Annotated in this window: 21 protein-coding genes; 17 read left to right on the top strand and 4 right to left on the bottom strand. The window is 59.5% G+C overall.

Translation table 11 applies throughout. The features are described from left to right. Positions 1-51 precede the first annotated feature (51 nt). A complete protein-coding gene (locus HMPREF3135_RS07715) occupies positions 52-939 on the bottom strand; it encodes a fructose bisphosphate aldolase (RefSeq protein ID WP_038626781.1) in 888 nt (295 codons plus the stop codon). A 360-nt stretch (positions 940-1,299) separates the two neighbouring features. Here HMPREF3135_RS07715 and clpB point away from each other — a divergent pair, with 360 nt between their 5' ends. The 3 genes from clpB to HMPREF3135_RS07700 all read left to right on the top strand — a co-directional run bounded on the left by clpB (position 1,300) and on the right by HMPREF3135_RS07700 (position 6,474). Further along, positions 1,300-3,879 (top strand): ATP-dependent chaperone ClpB, encoded by a 2,580-nt coding sequence (gene clpB / locus HMPREF3135_RS07710; protein ID WP_070439023.1) that lies wholly within the window; start codon positions 1,300-1,302, stop codon positions 3,877-3,879. A 184-nt stretch (positions 3,880-4,063) separates the two neighbouring features. Beyond that, entirely contained in the window at positions 4,064-4,711 is a 648-nt protein-coding gene (locus HMPREF3135_RS07705; protein WP_049193764.1) for a GNAT family N-acetyltransferase, read from the top strand. 224 nt (positions 4,712-4,935) lie between these two features. Further along, positions 4,936-6,474: an HNH endonuclease signature motif containing protein gene (locus HMPREF3135_RS07700; RefSeq protein WP_070439021.1), complete on the top strand. Its 1,539-nt coding sequence runs from the start codon at positions 4,936-4,938 to the stop codon at positions 6,472-6,474. Between the two features lie 24 nt (positions 6,475-6,498). Here the strand turns inward: HMPREF3135_RS07700 and HMPREF3135_RS11460 are convergent, their stop codons facing one another. Beyond that, on the bottom strand, positions 6,499-6,666 hold the full coding sequence (locus HMPREF3135_RS11460; protein ID WP_187401481.1) for a hypothetical protein: 168 nt from the start codon (positions 6,664-6,666) through the stop codon (positions 6,499-6,501). Positions 6,667-6,736: 70 nt separating this feature from the next. On the opposite strand from HMPREF3135_RS11460, the gene HMPREF3135_RS07695 reads away from it, so the two are divergent. The 8 genes from HMPREF3135_RS07695 to HMPREF3135_RS07660 all read left to right on the top strand — a co-directional run bounded on the left by HMPREF3135_RS07695 (position 6,737) and on the right by HMPREF3135_RS07660 (position 15,337). Next, entirely contained in the window at positions 6,737-7,567 is an 831-nt protein-coding gene (locus tag HMPREF3135_RS07695) for a sulfurtransferase (protein WP_016421551.1), read from the top strand. A 188-nt stretch (positions 7,568-7,755) separates the two neighbouring features. Next, positions 7,756-9,792: a type III secretion system chaperone family protein gene (locus tag HMPREF3135_RS07690; RefSeq protein ID WP_070439018.1), complete on the top strand. Its 2,037-nt coding sequence runs from the start codon at positions 7,756-7,758 to the stop codon at positions 9,790-9,792. A 51-nt stretch (positions 9,793-9,843) separates the two neighbouring features. Next, positions 9,844-10,404 (top strand): orotate phosphoribosyltransferase, encoded by a 561-nt coding sequence (gene pyrE / locus HMPREF3135_RS07685; protein ID WP_049169851.1) that lies wholly within the window; start codon positions 9,844-9,846, stop codon positions 10,402-10,404. A 98-nt stretch (positions 10,405-10,502) separates the two neighbouring features. Continuing rightward, entirely contained in the window at positions 10,503-11,348 is an 846-nt protein-coding gene (locus HMPREF3135_RS07680; RefSeq protein WP_016421548.1) for a lysoplasmalogenase family protein, read from the top strand. Then, positions 11,335-12,006, top strand: a complete 672-nt coding sequence (locus HMPREF3135_RS07675) for a TrmH family RNA methyltransferase (RefSeq protein WP_038626765.1) — start codon at positions 11,335-11,337, stop codon at positions 12,004-12,006. Before HMPREF3135_RS07680 ends, HMPREF3135_RS07675 begins: the two co-directional genes overlap by 14 nt. Before the next feature lie 69 nt (positions 12,007-12,075). Continuing rightward, on the top strand, positions 12,076-13,293 hold the full coding sequence (locus tag HMPREF3135_RS07670) for a glycoside hydrolase family 76 protein (protein WP_049169856.1): 1,218 nt from the start codon (positions 12,076-12,078) through the stop codon (positions 13,291-13,293). A gap of 132 nt (positions 13,294-13,425) precedes the next feature. Then, positions 13,426-13,836, top strand: coding sequence for a DUF3151 domain-containing protein (locus tag HMPREF3135_RS07665; RefSeq protein WP_016421545.1), 411 nt, complete (start codon positions 13,426-13,428; stop codon positions 13,834-13,836). Positions 13,837-13,933: 97 nt separating this feature from the next. After that, on the top strand, positions 13,934-15,337 hold the full coding sequence (locus HMPREF3135_RS07660; RefSeq protein WP_005510217.1) for an FUSC family protein: 1,404 nt from the start codon (positions 13,934-13,936) through the stop codon (positions 15,335-15,337). Between the two features lie 101 nt (positions 15,338-15,438). Here HMPREF3135_RS07660 and HMPREF3135_RS07655 read toward each other — a convergent pair whose 3' ends face one another. Both HMPREF3135_RS07655 and HMPREF3135_RS07650 read right to left on the bottom strand, forming a co-directional pair. After that, on the bottom strand, positions 15,439-16,131 hold the full coding sequence (locus HMPREF3135_RS07655) for a DUF1707 SHOCT-like domain-containing protein (protein WP_070439015.1): 693 nt from the start codon (positions 16,129-16,131) through the stop codon (positions 15,439-15,441). A gap of 134 nt (positions 16,132-16,265) precedes the next feature. Continuing rightward, positions 16,266-17,210: a hypothetical protein gene (locus HMPREF3135_RS07650; protein ID WP_246818325.1), complete on the bottom strand. Its 945-nt coding sequence runs from the start codon at positions 17,208-17,210 to the stop codon at positions 16,266-16,268. A gap of 51 nt (positions 17,211-17,261) precedes the next feature. On the opposite strand from HMPREF3135_RS07650, the gene HMPREF3135_RS07645 reads away from it, so the two are divergent. From HMPREF3135_RS07645 to purT, 6 genes are all read left to right on the top strand, one after another. Then, complete coding sequence (locus HMPREF3135_RS07645) at positions 17,262-18,551, top strand: adenylosuccinate synthase (protein ID WP_070439010.1); 1,290 nt, start codon at positions 17,262-17,264, stop codon at positions 18,549-18,551. 272 nt (positions 18,552-18,823) lie between these two features. Further along, complete coding sequence (locus tag HMPREF3135_RS07640) at positions 18,824-19,408, top strand: LppP/LprE family lipoprotein (protein ID WP_016421541.1); 585 nt, start codon at positions 18,824-18,826, stop codon at positions 19,406-19,408. Positions 19,409-19,570: 162 nt separating this feature from the next. Continuing rightward, the gene (locus HMPREF3135_RS07635) at positions 19,571-20,209 is read left to right on the top strand and encodes an LppP/LprE family lipoprotein (protein ID WP_048734507.1); all 639 of its coding nucleotides are present in this window, start codon (positions 19,571-19,573) and stop codon (positions 20,207-20,209) included. Between the two features lie 192 nt (positions 20,210-20,401). After that, on the top strand, positions 20,402-21,658 hold the full coding sequence (locus tag HMPREF3135_RS07630) for a glycerophosphodiester phosphodiesterase family protein (RefSeq protein WP_069358962.1): 1,257 nt from the start codon (positions 20,402-20,404) through the stop codon (positions 21,656-21,658). Between the two features lie 96 nt (positions 21,659-21,754). Next, positions 21,755-22,786 (top strand): nucleoside hydrolase, encoded by a 1,032-nt coding sequence (locus tag HMPREF3135_RS07625; RefSeq protein ID WP_070439045.1) that lies wholly within the window; start codon positions 21,755-21,757, stop codon positions 22,784-22,786. A gap of 116 nt (positions 22,787-22,902) precedes the next feature. Continuing rightward, positions 22,903-24,123 carry a formate-dependent phosphoribosylglycinamide formyltransferase gene (gene purT / locus HMPREF3135_RS07620; RefSeq protein ID WP_070439007.1) on the top strand — a complete coding sequence of 407 codons (1,221 nt, stop codon included), beginning with the start codon at positions 22,903-22,905 and terminating at the stop codon, positions 24,121-24,123. Positions 24,124-24,188: the final 65 nt, after the last annotated feature.

Raw genomic sequence — 24,188 nt, 5'->3', positions numbered from 1 at the left:
GCTAGCGGCTACCTAGAGGCGCGCACAAGCGCAGATGCACAGCGCGGACGATTAGGAAATCGAAGCCTCGTAGATGCCCTTGACGGACTCAGCCATAGTTGCGTTGAACTCTTCGTCGGACTGCTGAGCGGACAGGCCCTCAGACAGTGCACGGGAGAAGGAAGCAATCATGCCGTGGTTGCGGGACAGGCGCTCGTTGGCGTCCTCGCGCTCGTAGCCACCGGACAGGGCGACAACGCGCATGACCTTCGGGTGCTCAATCAGCGGCTTGTACAGGTCATCCTTGGTCGGGATGGAAACCTTGATCATGACCTTCTGGTCATCAGCCAGGTCATCCAGGCCAGCGAGCAGTTCGCGCAGGACGATGTCCTCAGCCTCTGCCTTGTCAGCAGCGTTGATGTCGACCTCCGGCTCCAGGATCGGAACCAGACCGTGGGACAGAACCTGCTTGCCGAACTCGAACTGCTGGGCAATGTTGGCCTTGATGCCCTCTTCGTTTGCCTCGGCAATGAAGGAACGCATCTTGGTACCGAAGATGCCCTTAGCGACAGCGCGCTCCAGCAGCTCATCCAGGCCCGGGCACGGCTTCATAAGCTGAACGCCGTTTTCCTTGTCAGCCAGGCCCTTGTCAGTCTTCAGGAACGGGACGATGCCCTTCTTTTCCCACAGGTACTGAGCGGTCGGGATTCCCTCAATGTCGCGATCCATGGTCTGCTCGAAGAGAATCGCGCCAATAATCTGCTCAGAGTTGAAGGACGGGGAAGTGATGATGCGGGTACGCATCTCGTGAACCAGGTCGAACATTTCATCTTCGTTCGAGTACTGATCCTCGTTGATGCCGTACAGGCGCAGAGCCTTCGGGGTAGATCCACCGGACTGGTCGAGAGCGGCGATGAAGCCTTTGCCCTCAGTCATCTGACGTGCCTGCTCGATGTTCATTCGAGTCCTTTCGTGAGAATGAAGGAATGTCACCTACCAGGGTAACCAAAACAGTATGAGTGCGCTGTCCACCCATCACTCACATGGGGGAAGTTGAATCCGGCGGGAGTGTGCTGGTGAGGACGTCGGGCGGTGTGTCGGAGTGTGTTCGCACGTGGGTTCTGGAGCTTTCCAACGTTTTCTAGTGCTTTCCGGCGTGCTACTACGCTTAACGACGCTGCCGAGCTCAATCCTTTTTGCTATAGGTGTGGTGTGAATCACGGTCGGGAAATTGAAAAACTTGAAGTTGAGTGGAACAGACTCAAGGTTGAATGCGTTATGGGTAGTGAATGACAAAGTTGAGCCAAAGGGGCGCAAGTTATGAGTTTTACACCAACAACTAAGACTGGAGAAGTTCTCCAGGAAGCTATGAAGGCCGCGACCAGCGCGGGTAACCCGGATATCCGGCCTGGGCACATTCTGGTAGCACTGCTGGAGCAAAAGGAGGGTATTGCGGCTCCACTGCTTGAAGCAGCGGGCGTTAATCCTTCCGGGGTTTTGACCCGCGCTAAGGAGTTGGTCGCGGGGTACCCGTCGGCAAGCGGGGCGAATATGGCGAACCCACAGTTTAATAGGGACGCCGTTAATGCTCTGAACGCCGCCGAGGAGCTGGCGGGGGAGCTGGGAGACGAGTACGTTTCCACGGAAATTCTGCTTATCGGTGTGGCAACTGGCCAGTCGGAGGCGGCAACTGTGCTGCAGTCGGCGGGTGCTACTGCCGAGGCGTTAAAGGGTGCGCTGACTAGTGTGCGTGGATCGAGGAAGGTAACAACGGAGAATCCAGAAGAGCAGTACCAGGCTCTGGAAAAGTATGCGACGGACTTAACCGCGCGGGCACGTGAGGGCAAGATTGACCCAGTTATTGGCCGCGATGCGGAGATTCGTCGCGTGGTACAGGTCTTGAGTCGTCGTACCAAGAACAATCCGGTGCTCATTGGTGAGCCGGGCGTTGGTAAGACGGCCATTGTAGAGGGGCTGGCACGACGCATTGTTGCAGGTGATGTGCCGGAATCTCTGAAGGGCAAGACGCTGATGAGCCTGGATCTGGGCTCTATGGTCGCCGGTGCGAAGTATCGCGGTGAGTTCGAGGAGCGCCTGAAGGCGGTTCTGGACGAGATTAAGGAATCCGACGGTCAGATTATTACCTTCATCGATGAGATTCACACCATCGTTGGCGCTGGCGCCACGGGTGATGGCTCGATGGATGCGGGCAATATGATCAAGCCGATGCTGGCTCGTGGTGAGCTGCGTCTGGTCGGTGCGACGACCCTGGATGAGTACCGCAAGTACATCGAGAAGGATGCTGCGCTGGAGCGTCGTTTCCAGCAGGTCTTTGTCGGTGAGCCGAGCGTTGAGGACGCCATTGGTATTCTGCGTGGTCTGAAGGAGCGCTACGAGGTCCACCACGGTGTTCGCATCCAGGACTCCGCGCTGGTGGCTGCAGCAACGCTGTCGGACCGCTACATCACATCCCGCTTCCTGCCGGATAAGGCTATCGACCTGGTTGATGAGGCCGCATCGCGTCTGCGTATGGAGATTGACTCCTCGCCGGAGGAAATCGACTCCGCGGAACGCATCGTGCGCCGCCTCGAAATCGAGGAAATGGCCCTGGAGAAGGAAACTGACATCGCGTCGAAGGAACGCCTGGACAAGCTCCGTGAGGAACTTGCAGATGAGCGCGAGAAGCTCAACGCTCTGAAGACTCGCTGGCAGAACGAGAAGTCCTCGATTGATGATGTCCGCTCCGTCCGCGAAGAGCTCGATGCCCTGCGCACTGAGTCCGAAAAGGCTGAGCGCGAAGGTGACTACGGGCGCGTCGCAGAGCTGCGTTACGGACGCATCCCTGAGTTGGAGAAGAAGCTGGAGGCCGCCGAGGAATCGGTCGCTGACGCAGAGGAAAACTCCATGCTCAAGGAGGAGGTCACGCCTCAGGAAGTCGCTGAGGTTGTCTCCGCCTGGACGGGTATCCCGGCTGGCAAGATGATGCAGGGTGAGACCGAGAAGCTGCTCGAAATGGAGCTCAACCTCGGCCGTCGCGTTGTTGGTCAGAATGCCGCTGTGGAGGCTGTCTCCGATGCCGTCCGCCGTTCGCGTGCGGGTGTTGCCGATCCGAACCGTCCGACTGGTTCCTTCCTGTTCCTCGGTCCAACTGGCGTTGGTAAGACAGAGCTGGCCAAGGCGCTGGCGGAGTTCCTCTTCGACGATGAGCGTGCGATGGTGCGCATCGATATGTCCGAGTACGGCGAGAAGCACTCTGTCGCTCGTCTGATTGGTGCTCCTCCTGGATACGTCGGCTACGACGCTGGCGGTCAGCTCACCGAGGCTGTTCGTCGCCGTCCGTACACCGTCGTGCTTTTCGACGAGGTCGAGAAGGCTCACCCGGACGTGTTCGATGTGCTCCTGCAGGTGCTCGATGAGGGTCGCCTGACCGATGGTCAGGGCCGAACCGTGGACTTCCGAAACACGATTCTGATTCTGACCTCCAACCTCGGTGCTGGTGGTACGCATGAGCAGATCATGGATGCGGTCAAGATGGCCTTCAAGCCGGAGTTCATCAACCGTCTCGACGATGTAGTGATCTTCGATCCGCTGACCTCCGAGCAGCTGCGCGGCATTGTGGACATTCAGGTTCGCAACCTGGCAGAACGCCTGGAGGCACGTCGTCTGGTGCTGGATGTCTCCGATGGGGCACTGGATTGGCTGTCGGAGCGCGGCTACGACCCGGCCTACGGCGCCCGTCCGTTGCGTCGTCTGGTGCAGAAGGCAATCGGCGATGAGCTGGCACGTCGACTGCTCGCTGGTGATGTTCGCGATGGTGACCGCGTAGAGGTCACGGTTGCTGACGATGGCGAGTCGCTGAAGGTTGTCGGCTATGACGAGGATGGCGTAGCCCGAATCTAGGGCGCCTGATACTCAGGGCGATAACTGCTGAGCAGGCTGTCTGTTTGTTGGGGCGGTTTGAGAGAGTTTTCTCCTGAACCGCCCTTTTTGTGCTTTTATTGTCCAGATTTATGTGTCTTGTGACCGACCGTGTGGGCTTGTTGCATTCCGGTCAGTCTGGAGTGCGCCGGTATAGTGCGCAAATATGACTAACTTTCAGTGGCGACCAGCGACAGACTCCGACCTCCCCTTCATTGCCTGGATGGACGAACTAACGGAAACATTCGGAGATGAAAGTCAGCCACTGCCGGAAGATTATGTAGTCACGAGGCGTCAATACGTCGACCAGTGGGACGCGAGTCAGGGCGGGGTTATCCTTTTCGCCACTTCGCTTGACGACGCTGACCTCGAGTCGCTCAGTAGCGACATGACCCGCACTGACCCATTTGAACCGAGGGTTTCTCGCGAGGCTACCTACAGTGCGGCCGCCATTAAGAAGGAATGGTTGGAGCGCGGGGATTCGTCGTCAAGTGAAGAGCACGAGAGCTACGAAGTGCCGGTGGGGGCGGCCTGGCTGCGTACGTTTACGCAGGACGGACCGGGGTACGGTTTCGTGGAAAATGGGATTCCTGAGGTAGCGATTGCGCTGCGTCCAGGTGTTGTTGGGCGCAGGCTGTCGCAGCCGATGATTGCGGGGCTCCTTGAGTATGCGCGTGAGCTGGGGTACCCGGGGGTTAGTCTGGCTGTCCATGATGCCAATCCGCGGGCGGCGAAAGCTTATGTGAAGGCGGGGTTTGAGCTAGTGGGACGCTCGAGCTTCCCGGATCATGACGTGATGGTGGTGCGGTTTTAGGGTTTCGGCGTGCAGTTTTTGGTGGGGGCTGCGCGGGTGGTGAGGGACTGCGCGGGTGGTGGGGTGTTTAGGTCAGGAGCGTGGCAGCGTTTCGGAAAAAGGTTCGAAAAAGTTGAATTTGGGGGTTGTCGGGTGTCGAATGGGTGTGCGATAATGTGGGGGAGGGAAATTAGTTAGTCCATTTGGGGATTCGGATTGCTAGCGTTTTAAAAGGGGGTGGGGAAATGTCTACATCATCGGCGTCAAACGGCGGTGGACCGCTTTCGACATCGCAGGTTTTAGATGCGGTTGCGCAGTTTGAAGCTCTGTCGACAGTCATCGTGGAGAACTTCGAAGTACTTGCACCGGATCATGCGCACGACGCATATAAGTCGATTGAGAAAGCGCGAAAACGACTCGCAGTAATTGATGCGACTTATGTGGAGACAATGAAAGGGCGGATGCCCAGCGCGGAGCACCGAAGGATCGCGTGGCTAGCGCAGGAGATGCGAATCTCGCGAGCAGAAGCGAGGCAGCGTATCAATGTCGTCGGACGTCTGAGTAGGAATGTTGATCCGTTTGCTCCGGCGAATGAGGATGTGCGAATGCCGAACCTTCGTCAGAAAGTTGAGGACGGTGTTGTCGGTGCGGATGCTGTTGCGAAGATTGACAAAGCCGTTCGCGAGCTGCCGGCAACGGAGCATGCACAGCTGTCTAGGCTGCTGGACAAGCACATTGCAGATTTAGTGGACAAAATCCGTGTTGATGATCTCAATAAATTGCCGAACCGTCTGCGGGCGATGCTGGGGGTTGATGACCCGTATACGGATGAGGACCGTGCTCGGAAACGAAGCCTAAAAATCGGTGCTCAAGGGCCGGATGGCATGAGCCGGTTGAGCGGTGTGGTTACGCCTTCGTTTGCGGCGGTGCTCAAAAGGCTGCAGGCAGATTATGCGCGACCTGGCGGGTTGCTCGAAGAAGGTGCCGATGACCAGCGGAATCCGGAGCAGCGTTTCCATGATGCCGTGGAAGCGGCGGTGAATGGGGGCTTTCAACCGGGCGGTGAGCTTCAGCCGGCGCGGGGGACGACATCGGTGGTCACCGTCGCGCATATCGCAGATGTGGCAGCGTTAGCTGGAGTCTCCCTGCCTGAGGGGGAAGATTTTGTACTTCCTGGATCGGGTAAAGCGGTCTCAGACGCGGGAGTGCGAATTTCCATTAGTCAGGCCGTGCAACAGATGGTCGATAGAAATTCGTTCCTCCAAGTCTTGGGGAATGAGGGGCAGACCTTGTACTTTGGTCGATCCCGCAGGCTGGGGACTTTGCCGCAGTATCTGGCCCTTCTTGGAGAGGAAGGAGGTTCCTCCGCGCCGGGCATGGGCACTCCGGGAGCTATGTGCGATGTTCACCATGTGCAGTCGTGGGCTTCCGGTGGTGGCACTGACCTGGATAATCTCACGTTGGTGGATCCGGGTACGCATCGAAAGATCGACGATGCTCGATGTAATGAAAATGCTTGGTGGACGCTCCGGCCGGATGAGGTGGCGGAGATTCTAGGAACTGACGAAGGGGACGGGGTTAGCGGGGAGTGTGAGCAGGCCTCTACTGATCGTGTGGTCTGGGTGCCCCCGAAAGACGAGGAAGGAAACCGGAAAGCGGAATCCAATGAGGACCCCGATACGTTCGATAGCCCGGGGCGCTGGTTGCGTCGTAAAGCGCGAGAGAAACGGACGAGGGACACAGCGGATGGCAATGGTGGGACGGGACAGGATCCCGGTGGGTAGTCGGATTGGGAGGCGGGGCCTGGCTTAGAGGTTGATCTTCCGTTTCGTAGTCAGCTTTGCGTTAATGAAGCGGTTAAGAAAAGGGGTGCCGACGCTGGCGGCATAGTGCAGTAGTTTTTCTGCGGTGGCACAGCCGATTCCATGGCCGGTGCCTGAGATGAAAACGGCCATGTGGGCAGCATCTTCAGACACCTTCCCAAGCTCCTAGTTTTAATAACGTACATATCGCGCTACCAAGTCAATCGATTTAGAATCCGGAATTATGACAACATCCATCTCGGTACAAGAGCTTCGTGACAAGATTGCCGGCGGCGGTCGCATCGTCGTCGTTGACGCACGCTGGTCGCGTGCTAAAAAACCATATGACTCCTACGCCACGGCTCACATCCCACTGGCCGTGTTCTGTGATCCCGAGTTGGACCTAGCAGGTGTTCCAAGCCGAGAAGCTGGTCGCAACCCGTTGCCGGATATCGAGCGTGTGCGCGATGCCGTCCGTCGATGGGGAGTCCGCTCGGAGCATCTGGTGATCGTCTACGACGCGGGCGATGGACTGTTCGCGTCACGTGCTTGGTGGATTCTGCGCTGGGCAGGTTTGGAGAATGTGCGTGTCCTCACCGGTGGGCTAGCTGCTTGGGAAGCAGATGGAAACGAGACTGCCTTCGGGCCCGGAAATCTGCCGCGGCCTGGAACGATTGCAGTGAGTGAAGGCAATATGCCTGTTGCCAGCCTCGATGACGTGCGCACCTGGTCTGAGCGTGGAATTTTGGTGGATGCGCGTGAGCCCAGCCGTTTTGAAGGTCGTAGTGAGCGCGTCGATCTGCAGGCAGGTCACATCCCGGGTGCCGTGAACCTGGCGGCTCGCAGTCTGCAAAATGCCGACGGCTCCTTCCTGCCTGTTGAGCAGCTCCGTGAGCGCTTTGCCTCCGTCGGTATCGAAGACGGTCGCAATGTAGCGGTCTACTCCGGTTCCGGTCTTCATTCCTCGCTGTTCATTCAGGCTATGGAAGAAGCGGGCATCACGGGCGCCGCTCTGTATGTCGGCGGCTGGTCCCAGTGGGCTGGCGATCCGAGCCTGCCTATCGTCCGCTTCTAAGCGGGCCCGGGCCAGGGCGACCGCCCCGGGGCCCTTGATGTGCCGTCCATGTGGCTTTTGCCCCTCGCCCTTTACCGTCCTAGAGAGTCCCGTACGCTCTCTCCTCGGGCATTGGCATTGCGCCAGACGGGGGACGGCATCTTGTCGCTGACCAAATAGAACTGCTTCTGGCTTAAGCTAGGAGATTAATGATTCCCCTAGTATTCACCCTCGCAGCGATTCTCATCATCGCCGCAGTCGCGCTGTTCGTTGTCGACCGCCGCCGTCGCAGCATAAGTGAGACTGCTGTGGCGTCTCCGTCATCGCCATCGCTTTACGACGAGCCCTCGGACTTCACCGGCGAAGTAACCGGTGTGGCGGCAGAAGATGTTGTGCCCGAACTGCCGGATTCTTCAGAGCAAGGAAGCTCCGAGACAGCTTCTGTGGCGAGACCGAATATCGCAGCTGATGCTGACTCTCACTCTGAGGTTGCCGCTGAGACTGATAGCGCCGCTGAAGTTGATTCTGAAACTGAGGTTTCGACGACAGAACTGGGGACTTCAGCTGTAGAAAAGACACCGACGGAGCCTGAATCTGTCTCGGGAATCGAGCCGGCGGCCACTGCTGAAATGCCCGAAGCAACAGAAGACGCGGGTGCTGCCGAAACATCGGAAGCAGCAGCTGATCTGAATGCGGGAACGGACGTGACTCTCCGAAGCGGCGCGGAGTCTGGCACAGAATCTGGAGCAGGGCCTGGCGCGGAGCCAGCCGAGTCGGTGACTGCTGAAGATACCGATACCGCGGATGAGCCCGAGACAGGTTTAGTGGGCGATGCCGTTGCCACAGGGGCCGACAGCACCACCGCTGCTGACGCTCGCACTGGAACTGTTGGGGGTACAGAATTCCGGGCTGCAGCCGGCGAAAATGCCGAGACTGACGAAGTGCCGCAATCATCCGATCGTGCGGCGCGCACCCAGGCCACCCAGGCCACCCCGCACACTGAGCCCACCCAGCCCGCGCAACCGCAGCGCGCTCAGCAGCAATCAGTGGCCCCTATCCGTCGACGTATCAGCGGTCGCCGTGTGCGTCACTTGCGGAAGGCCTGGGCGCAGGAACGTAATTCTGTCTATAACCGTGTGGACCATGAGCTGCCGTCGTACTGGCAGCGTACGCCGGACGGCGATGCCAAGGCCGTGGTCTCCGGTTTCGCCTTTGGCCGGGAAATGCACCTCGCCGATGTCGGCGGCATCACCACCATCGCCATCCGCCGCTCTGTATCCAGCGATGAGGTTTTCGAGTTGCGCCGCAGCGGCGGCACGACGCTGCCTCACGTAGCTACCGAAGCCGGCCTGGTAGTCGCAGCTACCGACCCAGAGCTCATTCATCGCATCTTCGACGACCGTGCAACCCGCATGCTTGCCGACGTACACCCGGCCATTACCCGCATGTGGTCCGAAAACTCCTGGTCCTTGGCTCAGCTGATTGATAATTCAGTGCCAGAGGACTGGGACGGTGCACTGGCATCGCTGTCGGACTTCTCCGACATTGCGCGCAGGTTGCCACCGGCGGAAGGCGAAACCGTCGCTCCGGACACTAATCAGTGGGATCCCACTCGTTTGCAGCTCACCGAGCAGTCCGTTGACTCTGGTTCCTTGATTTCGGATGGAACCGGGCGTGGGCACTTGCACGCGGTACCAGATCAGCGTCGCAACGGTTCTGCTAACCACGAATCGCAGGATCACAGCTCACAGAACGGGCATGCCCAGAGTCACAGCGCGCAGAATAGCAAGGGCGAAGAGCCGCTGGACGTTGAGGAAATTGTTTACGCAGATTCTCCTTCGTCCTCGTCCGCTGCTACCGCGGATGCAACCACGGATGATTCGCAGTGGCCGTCGCAAAGCAATGCACAACCCACGGTGGTGCAGGCGATTGACGGTTCGTCGTGGCGCCCTACGCGGGATATACCGCTGGATCCGACGGCGCTGCCTTCGCGGTCAACGGCACGAAAGATGGGTGCAAACGTTGGTGAGTCGGAGGACATTGGGGATTCTGGCCAGCAGATTCCTGCGCTTGGTGAGGACCCCGAACATAGCCGGATGCGCTCGAGCCAGGGGCGTGTGGTGCGATCAATTGTGAAGCCCGCCAGTATTTTTACCGACGCCGCCCCAGACCTCGACAGCAGCGACGACCCCACCGAATCTGTATCCGAGGACAAGGGCGCAACCCCTGATTCCGCGGACGAGTAGAACCAGACATATCCTTGAGCACACAGTCGTTTATTTAGGAGACAACCTCAGATGAGCATCCACACGAGCAATGTCAATCAGGAGAAGCTGCAGCGTTTGGCCGAGTTGGTCAAGGAGCTGGCGGTTGTCCATGGCAAGGTCACGCTGTCGTCTGGACGTGAGGCTGATTACTACGTTGACCTGCGCCGCGCCACTCTACATCATGAGGCCTCGCGTCTGATTGGTTCTCTGCTACGAGAGCTCACTGGAGACTGGGACTACGCGCACGTCGGTGGTCTGACGCTTGGCGCGGATCCGGTGGCTACCTCTGTCATGCACGCCGAAGGGCGTCCAATTGATGCCTTTGTGGTGCGTAAGGAAGCCAAGAAGCACGGCATGCAGCGCCGCATCGAGGGACCGGACATTGTAGGCAAGAAGGTCCTGGTTGTGGAGGACACCACCACCACGGGCAACTCGCCGCTGACTGCCGTCGCTGCACTACGTGAGGCCGGTGCTGAGGTTGTCGGTGTCGCCACGGTGGTTGACCGCGCGACGGGCGCCGACGAGGTCATCAAGGCTGAAGGCCTGGACTACCGTTACCTGCTCGGTTTGGATGACTTGGGTCTGGCCTAAGAATCTGAGCGCTAGAGCTATCGCCGAGCCTCACCCTGCTCGCCGAGCCTCACCCAGCTCACCGCCCCAACGCAGTCCCACGAAAGAGGAACATCCCCATGACCACCAAGCGCGCAGGACTCCTGTCCAAGCTCACCACGACCAAACTTCCCGGCACCAAGGAAACCGTCGCTGACATGTTTGTGCGTCGCACGGGCGAGGGCCTCGGCGCACTCGTCGGTATCGCCAGCGCAAGCTCCGACACCCGCCGTGCCCCAGAACGTGCCGGCTATATCGCCGCCAGTGCGGTCAACGTTGTCTCCAGTGCCTTCGGCTGGGAGACTCCACGTCGAGTTTCCAAGACTGTCCTCATGCCACTGTTGGCGGCCAATGTTTGGCGCCGTCGCCACGAGACGTCTCGCTTTACGACGACCACCCTGCTCATCGGCCTCGCCGGCGGTTGGCTGGGCGACTTGATTCTCATGCCGAATAAGCCGAACCTGAACCGCGGTTCTGTGCCGTTCGCAGTTAACCAGGTTGCCTACCACGTGCTGCTGTGGCGTGCCGGAGCTCGGATTAGCGCGCTGCGTGCTGCCATTCGCTTCCCACTGTGGGCTGGTTCGGTACCGCTGGTCGGTGCTGTAAAGCCCGAGGCGCTGCCCGCTGCTGTTGGCTACGGTCCGCTGCTGGCTGTGACCTCCGCACTGGCCGATGACCCGGCGCTGCTGGAGGGTGCCGGTGCTGTCGGTACTGATGAGCAGACCGGCCTGCCGATTGCCGATGCCGCCTACGGCCTCGGCCACGGTGGCAACCTGTTCCTCGTCTCCGACACGCTACTGATGGCTCGAAAGATGTTTGCGGAGGAGGGCGTCGTCGGCAAGCTTCTGAATGCGGCAGTGATGGACACCTACACCGTGGCGCAGTTGTTCCTGGTCGAGGGGCTGTTGGCTCTTGACCGCGCCTGAGCCCGGGAAGGGGCCGACGGAATGGTTTGAGGCTCGTGTCGGGGTGGGGCCGTGGGAGCAGGAGCACCCGAACGAACCCCGGCCGACCGGCCCAGAATACGATGAGCAGCTTCTGGATGAGGGCGACCGACGTAATGTCGTCGATGCCTACCGCTACTGGACGATGGAGGCTATCGTCGCGGAGCTGGATAAGCGTCGTCATCCGTTGCATATCGCCATCGAGAATTTTGAGAATGACTCCAACATTGGCACCGTGGTACGCACCGCAAATGCCTTCCTGGTGGAGGCCGTGCACATCGTGGGGCGCAAGCGTTGGAATCGTCGCGGCGCGATGGTGACTGACCGCTACCAGCACTTGCTGCACCACGAGACGGTGTCGGAGGTCATTAGCTGGGCGCGCGAGCATGATTTGGCTGTCGTGGCCGTGGACAATGTGCCGGGCTCCGTACCCATCGAAACCGTTGAGTTGCCCGAGCGTTGTCTTTTGCTCTTCGGCCAGGAGGGGCCGGGAGTGACTGAAGAAGCACAGCAGGCGGCGGATTTGACGGTGTCGATTGCCCAATTTGGCTCGACGCGTTCGATAAATGCGGGGGTAGCGGCGGGTATTGCCATGCACTCTTGGATTCGTACTCATGCAGATATCACCGCGGCCTGGTAATTGTCTGCTTAGGTGTTTTATTTCGAAGGCTGTTTTAGAGCTGTTTCGCAGCCGTTTTAAGGAGAGCCAGTGGTTCTAAAAATGTCGCGTCCGGAGGCCGAAACGTGGGCCTATCGTGCGGACGTGGCTGAACAGGCGATTCGCAACCGTCATGCGGCGAAGCTGTGGGGTCTTCCGGGCACGAATTTGGCAATGGCTTCCTGGCCCGCGCCGCTTCGACATAAGGTCTTCATCAACTGGCATTACTGGTGGCAGGCGCAGTATCTCGACTGCCTGGTAGACGCAGCCAAGCGCGTGCCTTCTAAGGAGAAGTACCGCGCTATCCGCCAGACCACTCGGGGTATCCGCATTCGCAACCTCACGCTGCTGACCAAGAACAAGTACTACGACGATCGCGCGTGGATGGCGTTGGCGCTCGGGCGTGCCGACGCTGTCCTCGGCGCATCGGTGCCCAAGAAGACGACAGCACGGCTGATTTCATGCTTGGGCGATGGTCGGCAGGAGTCCACGGGTGTGCTGCCGTGGCGTGAGCAGGACCTCTTTTTCAACGTCCCCTCGAACGGTCCTGCAGCCATCGCTCTGGCCCGGGCTGGTCGTATCAAGGAGGCAGAGGAACTTATCGATTGGGTTTACGCCAACCTCCTGTCGGACTCAGGGCTGCTCTACGACGGCATTCGCTTGTCCATGGCAGGTGCCGTCGTGCAGAAGGGCATGTTTACGTACAACCAGGGTGTCATGATTGGCGCTTGCCTCGAAGTGGGACTTGCGCTTCGGGCGCACGGCCAGCGTGAACAGGCGACGAAGTATTTCACGCGCGTGCAAAACCTCATCCACGCGGTGGCAAAGGATTTGGCGACCACCGACAATGTTATCGCCGGTGCCGGTGGCGGCGATGGTGGTCTGTTCAACGGCATCCTGGTGCGATACCTCGCCGATGCGGCGGTGCGTTTGCCTGGAGACAATCGCATGAATCGCGCGGCAGCTCGCATTGCTCGCCGACTGGTTCTGGCTTCGGGGGAGAAGTGCTGGTACCACCGCCTCGAGGTTGATGGCCTGCCGCTTTTCCCCGCAGATTGGAACGATAATGCTCAGTTCCCACAGGGCGGTTCGGTTGCGCAATCAGTCGGTGGCGCGGTTCGCGGTTCGGCGATTAAGGAGCGTGACCTCTCTGTCCAACTGTCGGGTTGGATGCTGATGGAAGCGTGCGCCCGAGTGGCCGATTTTGTTGCGACCAAGCTGGAAAATGGTGAGTCGTTGGATTCGACGAAGCCGAGCTGCCCGGAGTAGTCGGGGAACGCTAGTTGGTCGTCATCTGGCGCTTGCCGACGTTGTACCACCGCGCTGTGCCCGCCGTTGCCAACAGGGAGTCACCTACTGAGCCCCTGCCATCGCCACGTGATGCCTGGCACAATAGGACGCATGAAACTCAATGACATGATGGCTCCTGCTCCCGTGAAGCTCCCCGTTCTTGACGAGGCCGTTGCTGCCCGCAACGGTGGCGCAAGCCCGGAGGCCGTGGTTCGCGCATGCCCGCGCGATTCCCAGGCTTGGGCGGATTTGGCTGAAAGCGCCTTGTCCGAGGGCCAGGAGATTCAGGCCTATGCCTTCGCTCGCACTGGTTACCACCGCGGTCTGGACCTGCTGCGTGGAAACGGCTGGAAGGGGTTCGGAGCCATTCCGTGGGAGCACGAGCCGAATCGTGGTGTGCTCCGCGCCTTCGCAGCGTTGGCTAAGGCTGCTAAGGCTATCGGCGAGGATGATGAATTCGATCGCATGATGGCGTTGCTGCGTGACAGTGATGAATCCGCGTTGCCAGAACTGGGTCTTTAATCGCGCACAGAGATTCAGCGGGCACATAAGAGTGCACAACAGCACAACGGGTACATAAAAAGCGCACAGTTTTTTACATGAGGATGGTGACTTCGGCATGGCTGGCATAGCTGGTGGGGAAGATAAGGATGCCGCAGCTGCCAGGAATCTAGAGGACCTTGCTCCCGCGCATGTCGACGACCTCGTCGAAGCTAAGGAAACGCAATTCGTCGAGGATAATCCGCGCCCGGATTTCCAAGATTTTCGCAATACGTACCTACATCCGGCCTCCCGCGCAGCAAACAAGTTGCGTCAGAAAGTGAGGCCCCGCACGCGTTTCCTCCATGCGATTGACCGTGTGCGCTCCCGTTGGATGCTCATTGTCCAAGCCACGTTAGCCGCTGGGTTGGCCTACTGGTTCGCACTTGAGGTACTGGGGCACCCCAACCCGTTCTTCGCGCCGATGGCCGCTTTCATCAGCCTCAACGTGATGACCGCAGGTCCTCGCTTAAAGCACTCTGTGGAGTTGGTGCTCGGTGCCTCGTTGGGAGTCGGCATTGGTGATGTGATTATCTCCATCCTCGGCTCGGGTATCTGGCAGCTGACCGTCGGTGTGTTCGTCGCCATGGTCATCGGTGTGTTTGTCGGTCGAGGACCGCTTGTGGTCAACCAAGCGGCATCTTCAGCCGTGCTCATCGCCACCATTATTCCGCCGGGCACCGCTGGTTCTTATTACCGAATGATCGATGCTCTCGTCGGTGGTGTGGTGGGCATTATTGTGCTCATGATATTGCCGCGAAGCCCGCTGGCGGGTGCTCGCCGCAAGGTGGCCAAGGTCCTCGACATGGGTGCAGATGTACTTTATGACATCGGCATCGGCATGAAAGAGGGCGACACCGATCGCATCCGCACCGCACTGAGCGTGGTGCGCTCCATGCAGGCGCAAGTCTCGCTGATGGACCGCACTGTCGCCGACGCGGGCGAGCAGGTCCGTATCTCGCCGTTGCTCTGGCGCTCCCGGGATCGAATCCACTCGCTGTCACGTATGGTTCATCCCGTCGACAACGCCATGCGCAACATCCGTGTGCTCGCGCGTCGCGCTATCACAGCACGTGAGGACCACATCGACTTCTCGTCCGAACTGTGCGCACTTGTTCTCGGCGTGTCTGAAGGTACGCGTCTGGTCAGTCATGTGCTTGACGACGAAGCCGCCGTGCGCCGAATCCCAGAGTGGGGCGAGTTGCCTTTCGAGTCCGGCGACATCGCTATCGCTCAGCTTTCCGAGGGATCCGGAGAGGTCAAGCTTGAAGACGTGGTTCGGTACTTGCGTCGTCTAGCGGCGAAAATGCACCCGCGCGTGATCGAGGACGCAACGCTGTCGGAACAGGTTGTGTTTGCGCAGTCCCGCTCCTTGGTGGTGGACCTGTTGCAGGTGTGTGGCCTGTCCAGACGTTCAGCTGTGGCAACGCTGCCGCCGACGACGCCGTTCCCAGCAATGCCACCGGAGGTATGGGACGAGTAGCCGGTGAGGCGTGGGCGAGTAGTGGCTCGCTAGGCGCCAGGCGGTTACTGCCCACGTGCTCCGGCGCACATGCTACTGCCCACGTGCTACTGCAGCGTGCTCTAGTGCGGTACGCGCTTGACCTCGACGCCACCGAAAGCGACGAAGCCGCGCACAATAATCTTCGGAGCCTGTCCGGCGCCAGGAGCTGGAAGGTGACGTCCCGGCTTTCCAGTAACATCCGTGCCGCCGAAGATGGGCAGCACGTCGACATCAACTTGGTAGTGGTCGGGGACAATGACGTCGACTCCACCGAAGGCGCAGCCAATGTTGACGACAGTGGTTTCCGCGGTCAGGATGGCCTCGCGGAAATCCAAGCCAGTCCCGCCGAAGGCCGCTACCGTGGTGTGCGTGGGAGCGCACGTCCAAGGGCCTCTCTTGTCGGTGCCGCCAAAGATGCCGATGGAGAGCTTCGAACCAGTTGCCGCAGCGGAGCTATCAATCCGAGCTGGCTGATGATTGCTGGCTGCATTTGGTGCCACTGAATGGTGCTCGTCCGGGACGCTGTGTAGGTTCGGGCGCAGGTTAGGGTTTGGGTGCGCATGTGGAGTCGGCTCGGCCAGGTTCGCGGGCAGCGACAAGTCTTGTGTCAATGCGGGCAACTCATCGATGTACGTCGCCTTTTGGGCTTTCTCGGTGCGCTCCTGCAGTTCCGCAAAGTCAATCTGGCCATCGCGGAATGCCCATTCCAAGCGTTCCAGCGCAGTGTGGCGGGCCTGGTCGCCAGCGCGTAGCCGTGGGGTGTTGTCAGTCATGATGCTGTCCTATCGAGGCAGTGGCGGGCAGTGGCTTTAACACCCAAATGTTATCTGTACTCGAGCTATCGCGCAGGCCACTTTCGCGCAAGCCACTTTCTCACGGGCAGACCGTGGCTATTGCCCCGACGCAGTTAGTGCACAATCTGCAAGTCGCGAAGGTGTCGGTACATAGTTGTCTTCTCTCGCGGCTTTCGAGACTCGACTCCATCGCGCACATATCGGAAGCCCAGGCCACCAACTTGAACCGCCCGACCCGTCATCGGACGGTGTAGCTCGCGGGCCGGGGCTTCTTTCGCTTTACGACGGCCACCGCGACCCAATCCGAGTCGGCTCAGCAGGCCTTTGCCGACTCCATCCTCGTTACCGATTTCCGCTTCCGGAGCCGGAACTTCGGCCGCAACGATGCCCGGGGCATCGGGGGTAGGGCGAATCTGCAGGCCGGTGGATGTGCCGGAGAACATCTGATGCTCGTCGACATAGACCTCGCCAGTAAACCCGTTTGTCGAGGACACTCCGGTAATTCCCGGCTCTGTCAGTAGGGCGTAACCAACAACTGCGTGGCCGGTGTCGTCGCGAATCAGCGGCACTGGCGTCGTCGGGCGTGTGAGCGCGGCCGCCGCATCGAGCCCTTCTCCTCCTTCGATGCCCCAGTTTTTGGCCGCGGTCGAGGGCGCGGTGGGGACATGTGCCACTTCAATCCACAGGAGGTTCTTGCGCATCAGGTAGGTTGCCACGGTAGCCAGTGCCGCGTCGGTGCCAACGACCACAATTCGTAACGGCTCGCTCGGCTTTTGCGGAGCGGGTTGCGGAGCGCCTAAGTGGTCGACTTTCTTCTGCTTGGAGATTTCCTCCGGCGTCGGAGCTGTATCGACAGGCAGTACGTCCTTGGCCAGGTCGTCGATGAAAGCCAGCTCCTTGCGGGTGGGGATCATCGCGACGTCGTGAAGCGCATAGGCGGGTGGTGCCGGAGTAGCTGGTGCTGATGGTGTGGACGGTGCTGATGTAGACCATGATTGGCGGAGCAATTGGGAAAACGCGGGTACATCGGGGCCACACTGCAGCACAACAATACGCATAGGACTACACTCTAATGCGTCGTCTGCAATCCCAGGAGTTGAAGTAGGACTATGGCCGCAATCATTATCGTCGGTGCCCAGTGGGGCGACGAGGGCAAGGGCAAAGCAACCGATATTCTCGGTGGCCGCGTCGACTACGTCGTCAAGCCCAACGGTGGCAATAACGCCGGCCACACCGTTGTCGTTGGCGGTGAGAAGTATGAGCTGAAGCTGCTTCCGGCGGGTGTGCTGTCGGAAAACGCTGTGCCGATTATCGGTAACGGCTGTGTGGTCAACCTCGAGGCGCTTTTCGACGAGATTGATGGCCTCGAAGCTCGCGGTGCAAAGGCCTCCCGCCTGCGCGTTTCCGGCAATGCCCACATGGTTGCTCCGTACCACCAGACGCTGGACCGCGTGACCGAGCGCTTCCTGGGTAAGCGCGCTATCGGCACCACTGGCCGCGGTATCGGCCCGACGTATGCCGACAAGGTCGGCCGTACGGGCTTGCGTGTCCAGGACATTCTGGATGAGTCGATTCTGCGCCAGAAGATTGAGTCTTCGCTGGCTCAGAAGAACCAGATTCTGGTCAAGCTGTACAACCGCCGCGCTATCGACCCGGATGAAGTCTTTGATTACTTCATGGGCTTCGCCGATCGTCTGCGCCCGATGATTATCGACTCGGAGTTTGAGCTCAATCAGGCTTTGGATGCCGGCAAGCACGTCCTCATGGAGGGCGGCCAGGCCACCATGCTCGACGTCGACCACGGCACCTACCCGTTCGTGACCTCCTCGAACCCAACCGCTGGTGGTGCCTGCGTGGGCACCGGCATCGGCCCGACGAAGATCACTTCGGTGCTGGGCATCATGAAGGCCTACACCACCCGCGTCGGTGCTGGCCCGTTCCCGACGGAGCTGTTCGACAAGTGGGGCGAGTACCTGCAGACCACCGGCGGTGAGGTCGGAGTCAACACCGGCCGTAAGCGCCGCTGTGGTTGGTACGACTCGGTGCTGGCTCGCTACGCCGCGCGCGTCAACGGTTTCACGGATCTGTTCATCACCAAGCTGGATGTCCTGACTGGTATCGGCGAGATTCCGATTTGTGTCGCTTACGACGTTGATGGCGTGCGTCACGACGAAATGCCACTCACCCAGTCGGAGTTCCACCACGCTGTCCCGATTTACGAGACCATGCCTGCATGGGACGAAGACATCACTGGCTGCCGCACCTTCGATGAGCTGCCGGACAAGGCCAAGGATTACCTGAACCGCCTGGAGGAGCTCTCCGGCGCTCGCATTTCCTACATCGGTGTTGGCCCGGGTCGTGACCAGACCATCGTTGTCCACGATGTGCTGGGCAACTAGCGCTGGGCAACTAGCGCTGGGTACTTAGCCTGGGGGGCAGTGGCGAACTAGCCGGAAAATAGTCCGGCTTTCGACCCGGCTTTATCGAACTGTTAGATAAAAAATCTTCGGTGTCGAAACTGCTGGCTGCTGTAAAAAAGAACATTTGCTAACCACGAGAAGGCTCTGGGAATTGTCAGTTGACACTGGCATCCCAGAGTCATTTTTGTATCGTAGGCCTCACCGCGTGGTCCAACGACAGAAGTCCAAACGACAGAAGGCGTGTGGTTTTCATGCAAAACACAGGACACCGAGTACAACGACTGGCAAGTTCCGCCGTACTTTCCGGCGCGATGGTTTTCTCCGCAGTAGGTGGAGCCGTTGCAGCTCCCGCGGCTCAGGCGGAACCGGCCCCAGTGCCGGCACCGGCTCCGGCGAAGGCAGATAGCTGTACCCCGAACCCGGCAGCACCTGAAATCCAGGAGGCCCTGGATAAGGTCAACAGGGAGCGTCCGAACAACCATGATGGGTGGAAGTACACTGGCACCTCCAACTTCAGCCCGTGTAGCGATTTGAGCTTTGCTCTCGCAGATCAGGCCAAGCAGGGCAACGCTCAGTCCTCCACTGTGCTGTTGATGTTCCACAAGGGTGAGTTCATTGGTACGGACTCTGACCGGCCTCAGCACATCAACAAGGTGACGCCGACCCCTGATGGTAAGAACATCTCGGTCATCTACCACGACTGGGAGGCCCAGGAGGCCGCAGGTGCGCCGAACGCTGATGCGGCCAAGTTCACCTCTAATGTTCACTTCTTCTGGAACGGCGATCACGTCGTCCACGAGGGCAAGATTCCCGGCGGGGCGAAGCCCGCTTCCTAAGGACTCCCGAGAATTTTCGAGAGCTTTCGAGAATTCTTGGACACTCCCGGGGTCTCTTGAATTTTCCCAAGTAAACTCAATTCAGAGTCGGACATGAGAAAGTAATGCTCCGTCGTAGCGCAGTGCTTGAGAAAACTTGAGAGAACAGAAGAGGTTCCAGCCATGAGTGGTCATTCAGTTCGTCGCGGGTCGATGCTGGTTAGCGCGGCGGTCGCAGGTGTAGTGGCTTTGTCCGGTTGCTCCACTGATGAGACCGCAGCACCGACCTCTGCTTCTCAGGTAGATCAAGAAACGACGACCATCACTACGACCACCACTGTCGAGGATGACAGTGAAAGTGCAGATACCCCCAATCCGGATGTCGATGACAACGACTCCGATGGGGGTTCTTCTGCGCCAACCCAGGAAGAGGCTTTCGAAGAAGCGGTTGCCGACCTGAACTCAATGGAAGGTGGCAATGGCAGCGGTTGGACAGTCACGGACGATACGAACTGGGATACCACCAGCGAGTTGACCTTTGCCTCAGCAGTACAGAATGAAATTACGCATTCAACTACCGCTGGTGCAGTGCTGCTGTTTCATAAGGGCGAGTACGTGGGTACCGCCGGTGGTCCGCAGACAATCAACTCGGTCGAGGGCGATGGCAAAACTGTGACCGTCAATTTCTTCGATGTCAATAAAATGATCGAAGACGGCGGTGCCTTCGCCTTTAAAGACCAGTACAACGCTCCCGTTACGTACTCCTGGGATGGGTCAGAGGTCGCTCAAGAAGGCGAGATTCCAAAAGCAGAGGGAAATTAAACGCTCACCCCGCACTCTCTCCAGATGCGAGTGCTGTCAGGCCGTTTTAAAGTAGTGGCGCGCCACACAGTTTTCATCTAGATTTCTGTGTTCCGTAAACCTCCGACGGTAGTTTGTCGACACTGTGTTGTCGGTACTGCGCCGTCGCTATGAAGTCGCTAATACTACGCCCAAAGAGGAAAATCACCGGCCATGTCTTCTCGCAACTCATCTGACTCCATGTTTGACGAACGGACCAAGCAGAGCGAGCAGCCTCAGAATTCACGCGTCCACGGCACGCGCCGCGCAATCGCGGCCATCGCTATGGGCGCGTTTGCTATTTCTCCTATTGCAGCCTGCAGCAATGATGCAGACAACGACGCGGCATCGTCGTCAAGCAGTGCAAGCGCGGTCAGCACTACGTCGAGCGAAGAGAAGACCTTTGAAAAGCAGCAGGTTGCTGAGCTGAATGCGGCCGCGAATGTGCGGCCGGCTGCGATGGCTAAGCTGCCGGAGGGTTTTGATCTGCAGTCGCACCGTGGTGGTCGCGGTGAGTGGACGGAGGAGTCCAAGCAGGCGATGATCAACTCGTTGGAGCTGGGCGTTACGACGTTGGAGCTGGACATCGTCCTGACGAAGGATGGCGTGCCTATGGTCTGGCACGATCCGGAGATCCAAGACGATAAGTGCTCGGACACCGAGCCAGTGACGGAGGGGGATCCGCAGTACCCGTACGTCGGCAAGCTCGTGCATGATCTCACCTATGAGCAGGTACAAACCCTGGTCTGTGACAAGAAGCTCGAGGACTTTCCGGATGCGGAGCCAATCAAGGGCAATAGGATGATGACCCTGCCGGAGCTGTTCGAGCTGACTAAGGACAACCAGGACATCCACTTCAACATTGAGACCAAGATTGAGGGCGAAAAGCGCGCTGACTCGGCAGAACCGCAGGAGTTCGTCGATGTGATTCTCGACGAGATTGACCGCGCGGGTGTGGCTAATCGTGTGATGATTCAGTCCTTCGATTGGCGCTCGCTGCCGCTGGTCGCGGAACGGAACCCGGAGATTCCGCTGGTCATGCTGTGGGACGAGACCACCTGGAAGAAGGATTCTCCTTGGATTGGCGATGTCAATTACGACGAGGTCAATGGCGACATCATCGAGGCCGCCAAGCAGCTCGGCGTGCAGGTGCTCTCGCCGACGCACAGCATTCCTTACGGCAAGACACCGTCAGATGCTGACTACCACCCGGTCGCCACGCCGGAGCTAATCTCCCGTGCGCATGAGGCCGGCATGAAGGTGGTGCCGTGGACCGTAAATGAAAAGGAGACCATGCGCGAGCAAATTGCCGCTGGTGTCGACGGCATCATCACCGACTACCCGACGCGACTGCGCGAGGTCTTGGCCGAGCTGAAAATGCCGCTGCCGGAGTCCGCTCCGGTGGGTGATGCAGCGATGTCGACGAACTAGTAAACCCGGCCAGCACCAGCGGAAACTCGTCTGTATCCCTGTTTTGCCCATGTTTAGCTCTGCGGGCCGAGCATGTTTCGTGTCACACTTGACCTTATGACGCGTTTGAAAGTGCTTGCCGACGTTGACACGGGTATCGATGACAGTCTTGCTCTCGTCTACCTCGCGGGGTTGCATACCGCAGGCGAGATCGAGCTGGTGGGTGTGACCTGCGCAGGTGGTAACACCACTGCGGCATGGTCCGCTCGCAACACCAAGTACATGTTGAATCTCTGCGGTTGTCCGGAGGTTCCGGTTGTCAGCGGTTTCGAGGGGCCCGCTGACCGTGAACTGACCACCACGCCTGAGACTCATGGCCCGTACGGGCTGGGCTACAACCTGGCACCACCGGCCGTCATCTACGAACCGGGGCGCTCAGGAGCGGCGGATCCGCTGGCGCTGTGGCGACGAGTCATCGAGCAGGCACGGTCGACGGGGGAGAAGGTGCACCTGCTGGTCACTGGCCCTATGACCACCTACGTGGCCGCTTTGAAGAAATACCCAGAACTCATGCGGGAGCTCGACGGCGTGACCATTATGGGCGGTGCTGTGGACTACCACGGTAACGTCACCGAGTTTGCGGAATGGAACTTCTGGGTCGACCCCACCGCGGTCACCGAGGTGTTCGGCACCGCAGGTGCTGTGGCCGTCGAGCGCCCGGAGGATGCCGTGCGCAGCATCGCCACCGCCGCAGGCGCGCCGGTGCCGACGCTGGTTCCGCTCAATGTCACCGAGACCATCACCATTAGTGATACTGAGATTGAATCCTGGCGAGATGCCGGTATGAACTCGGAGCTGCTGCGTGTTCTGCGCCGCTCGCTGAAGTTCTACTTTGAGTTCCACCAGGGAGTTGGAGTCGGTTACAAGGCGCAGGTTCATGACCTCTTCGCTGCGATGGTGGCCGTCGGTGCGGTGACAGGGGAAGTGGAGAAGATGCGTCTCGTGGGCGTCGATAAGCGAACCTTTGCAGCTGAGCCAGCACGCCGCGGCCAGGTGGTGGAGGATTCAGCCGGAGCGGTGGCGAATGTTGTCCTGGCCGCTGACCGTGAGGTGGCGCTGGCTGAGTTCCAGCGGGTGTTCCCGCGCTAGGTTCCCGCCCGTGCCCGCCGCGGTGAATCAGCTCGCTGTCGTATGCTGGAGGCAATCAATTTAACAGCTGCTGGTTGCGCAGCGTATGTGCCGTAGACGAAAGCGAATTTATCTCGATGTTCACCCCTGAAGCCACCGGAACCCCGTACCAGCCGGGAGCAACGCGAGTTCTGCTGCTCGGCTCTGGCGAGCTCGGCAAGGAGGTGACCATTGCTTTCCAGCGTCTTGGCGTTGAGGTGCACGCTGCCGATCGCTACGAGCATGCACCGGCACACCAGGTAGCTCACCACGCCTACGTGTTGAATATGTCGGACCCTAGCGCACTGCGGGACCTGATTCTCCAGGTCAAGCCACACTTCATCGTCCCTGAGATTGAGGCTCTGGCAACCGAGGTGCTGGCAGAGGTCGAGGAAGATGAGACGCTGGACGTCACCGTTATTCCGACCGCACGGGCGACTCAGCTGACCATGAACCGAGAAGGTATTCGCCGCCTGGCTGCGGAAGAGGTGGGACTGCCGACTTCCCGCTATCACTTCGCCTCCAGCTTTGATGAGTTCACCGCAGCTGTTGATGAGATTGGCTTCCCATGCGTGGTCAAGCCGGTCATGAGTTCCTCGGGCAAGGGACAGTCCACGCTGCGTTCGCCGGAGGATGTCCAGGCCGCGTGGGATTACGCCATGAGTGGCGGTCGCGTTGAGTCCGGTCGCGTCATCGTGGAGGGCTTCGTTGATTTCGACTATGAGATCACGCTGCTGACCGTGCGCTCCGTTGATCCGGAGACTGGCGAGGGGGCAACGTGGTTCTGTGAGCCCATCGGCCACCGTCAGCAGGATGGTGACTACGTTGAGTCCTGGCAGCCGGCAGCCATGAGCGAAAACGCCCTGGACAATGCGCGCTCTGTCGCCGCGCGCATCACCAACGCGCTGGGCGGTCGCGGTATCTTCGGCGTCGAGCTGTTTGTCCGCGGCGATGAAGTGTGGTTCTCCGAGGTCAGCCCGCGCCCGCATGACACCGGCATGGTCACCATGGGTACGCAGCGTTTCTCCGAGTTCGAGCTGCACGCGCGCGCAGTGCTGGGGCTGCCTATCGACGTCACGCTGGTGTCCCCGGGAGCTTCCGCTGTAGTCTACGGCGGTGCTGACATCGAGCAGCCGGGCTACACCGGCCTAGCTGAGGCCATGGCTATTCCGGAGACAGACATTCGTATCTTTGGTAAGCCGTTTGCCGGTCCGCGTCGCCGCATGGGTGTTGCTGTTTCGACCGCAGATTCTGTCGACGCTGCTCGTGAGCGTGCATCGGAGGCGGCATCAAAGATTAAGGTCGTCGAACTGGGCTAGTTCGACGACCTAGTGTGCGCTGCGGTACGGCCATAACGGGTTAAGTGACAAAAAGTGTGTCTGAT

The sequence above is a fragment of the Corynebacterium sp. HMSC14H10 genome (genome assembly GCF_001807105.1).
In the GTDB taxonomy this organism is placed as follows: domain Bacteria; phylum Actinomycetota; class Actinomycetes; order Mycobacteriales; family Mycobacteriaceae; genus Corynebacterium; species Corynebacterium jeikeium_D.
Note: the sequence above shows the minus strand (reverse complement) of the source record. Positions and strands in the feature narration are given on the sequence as shown.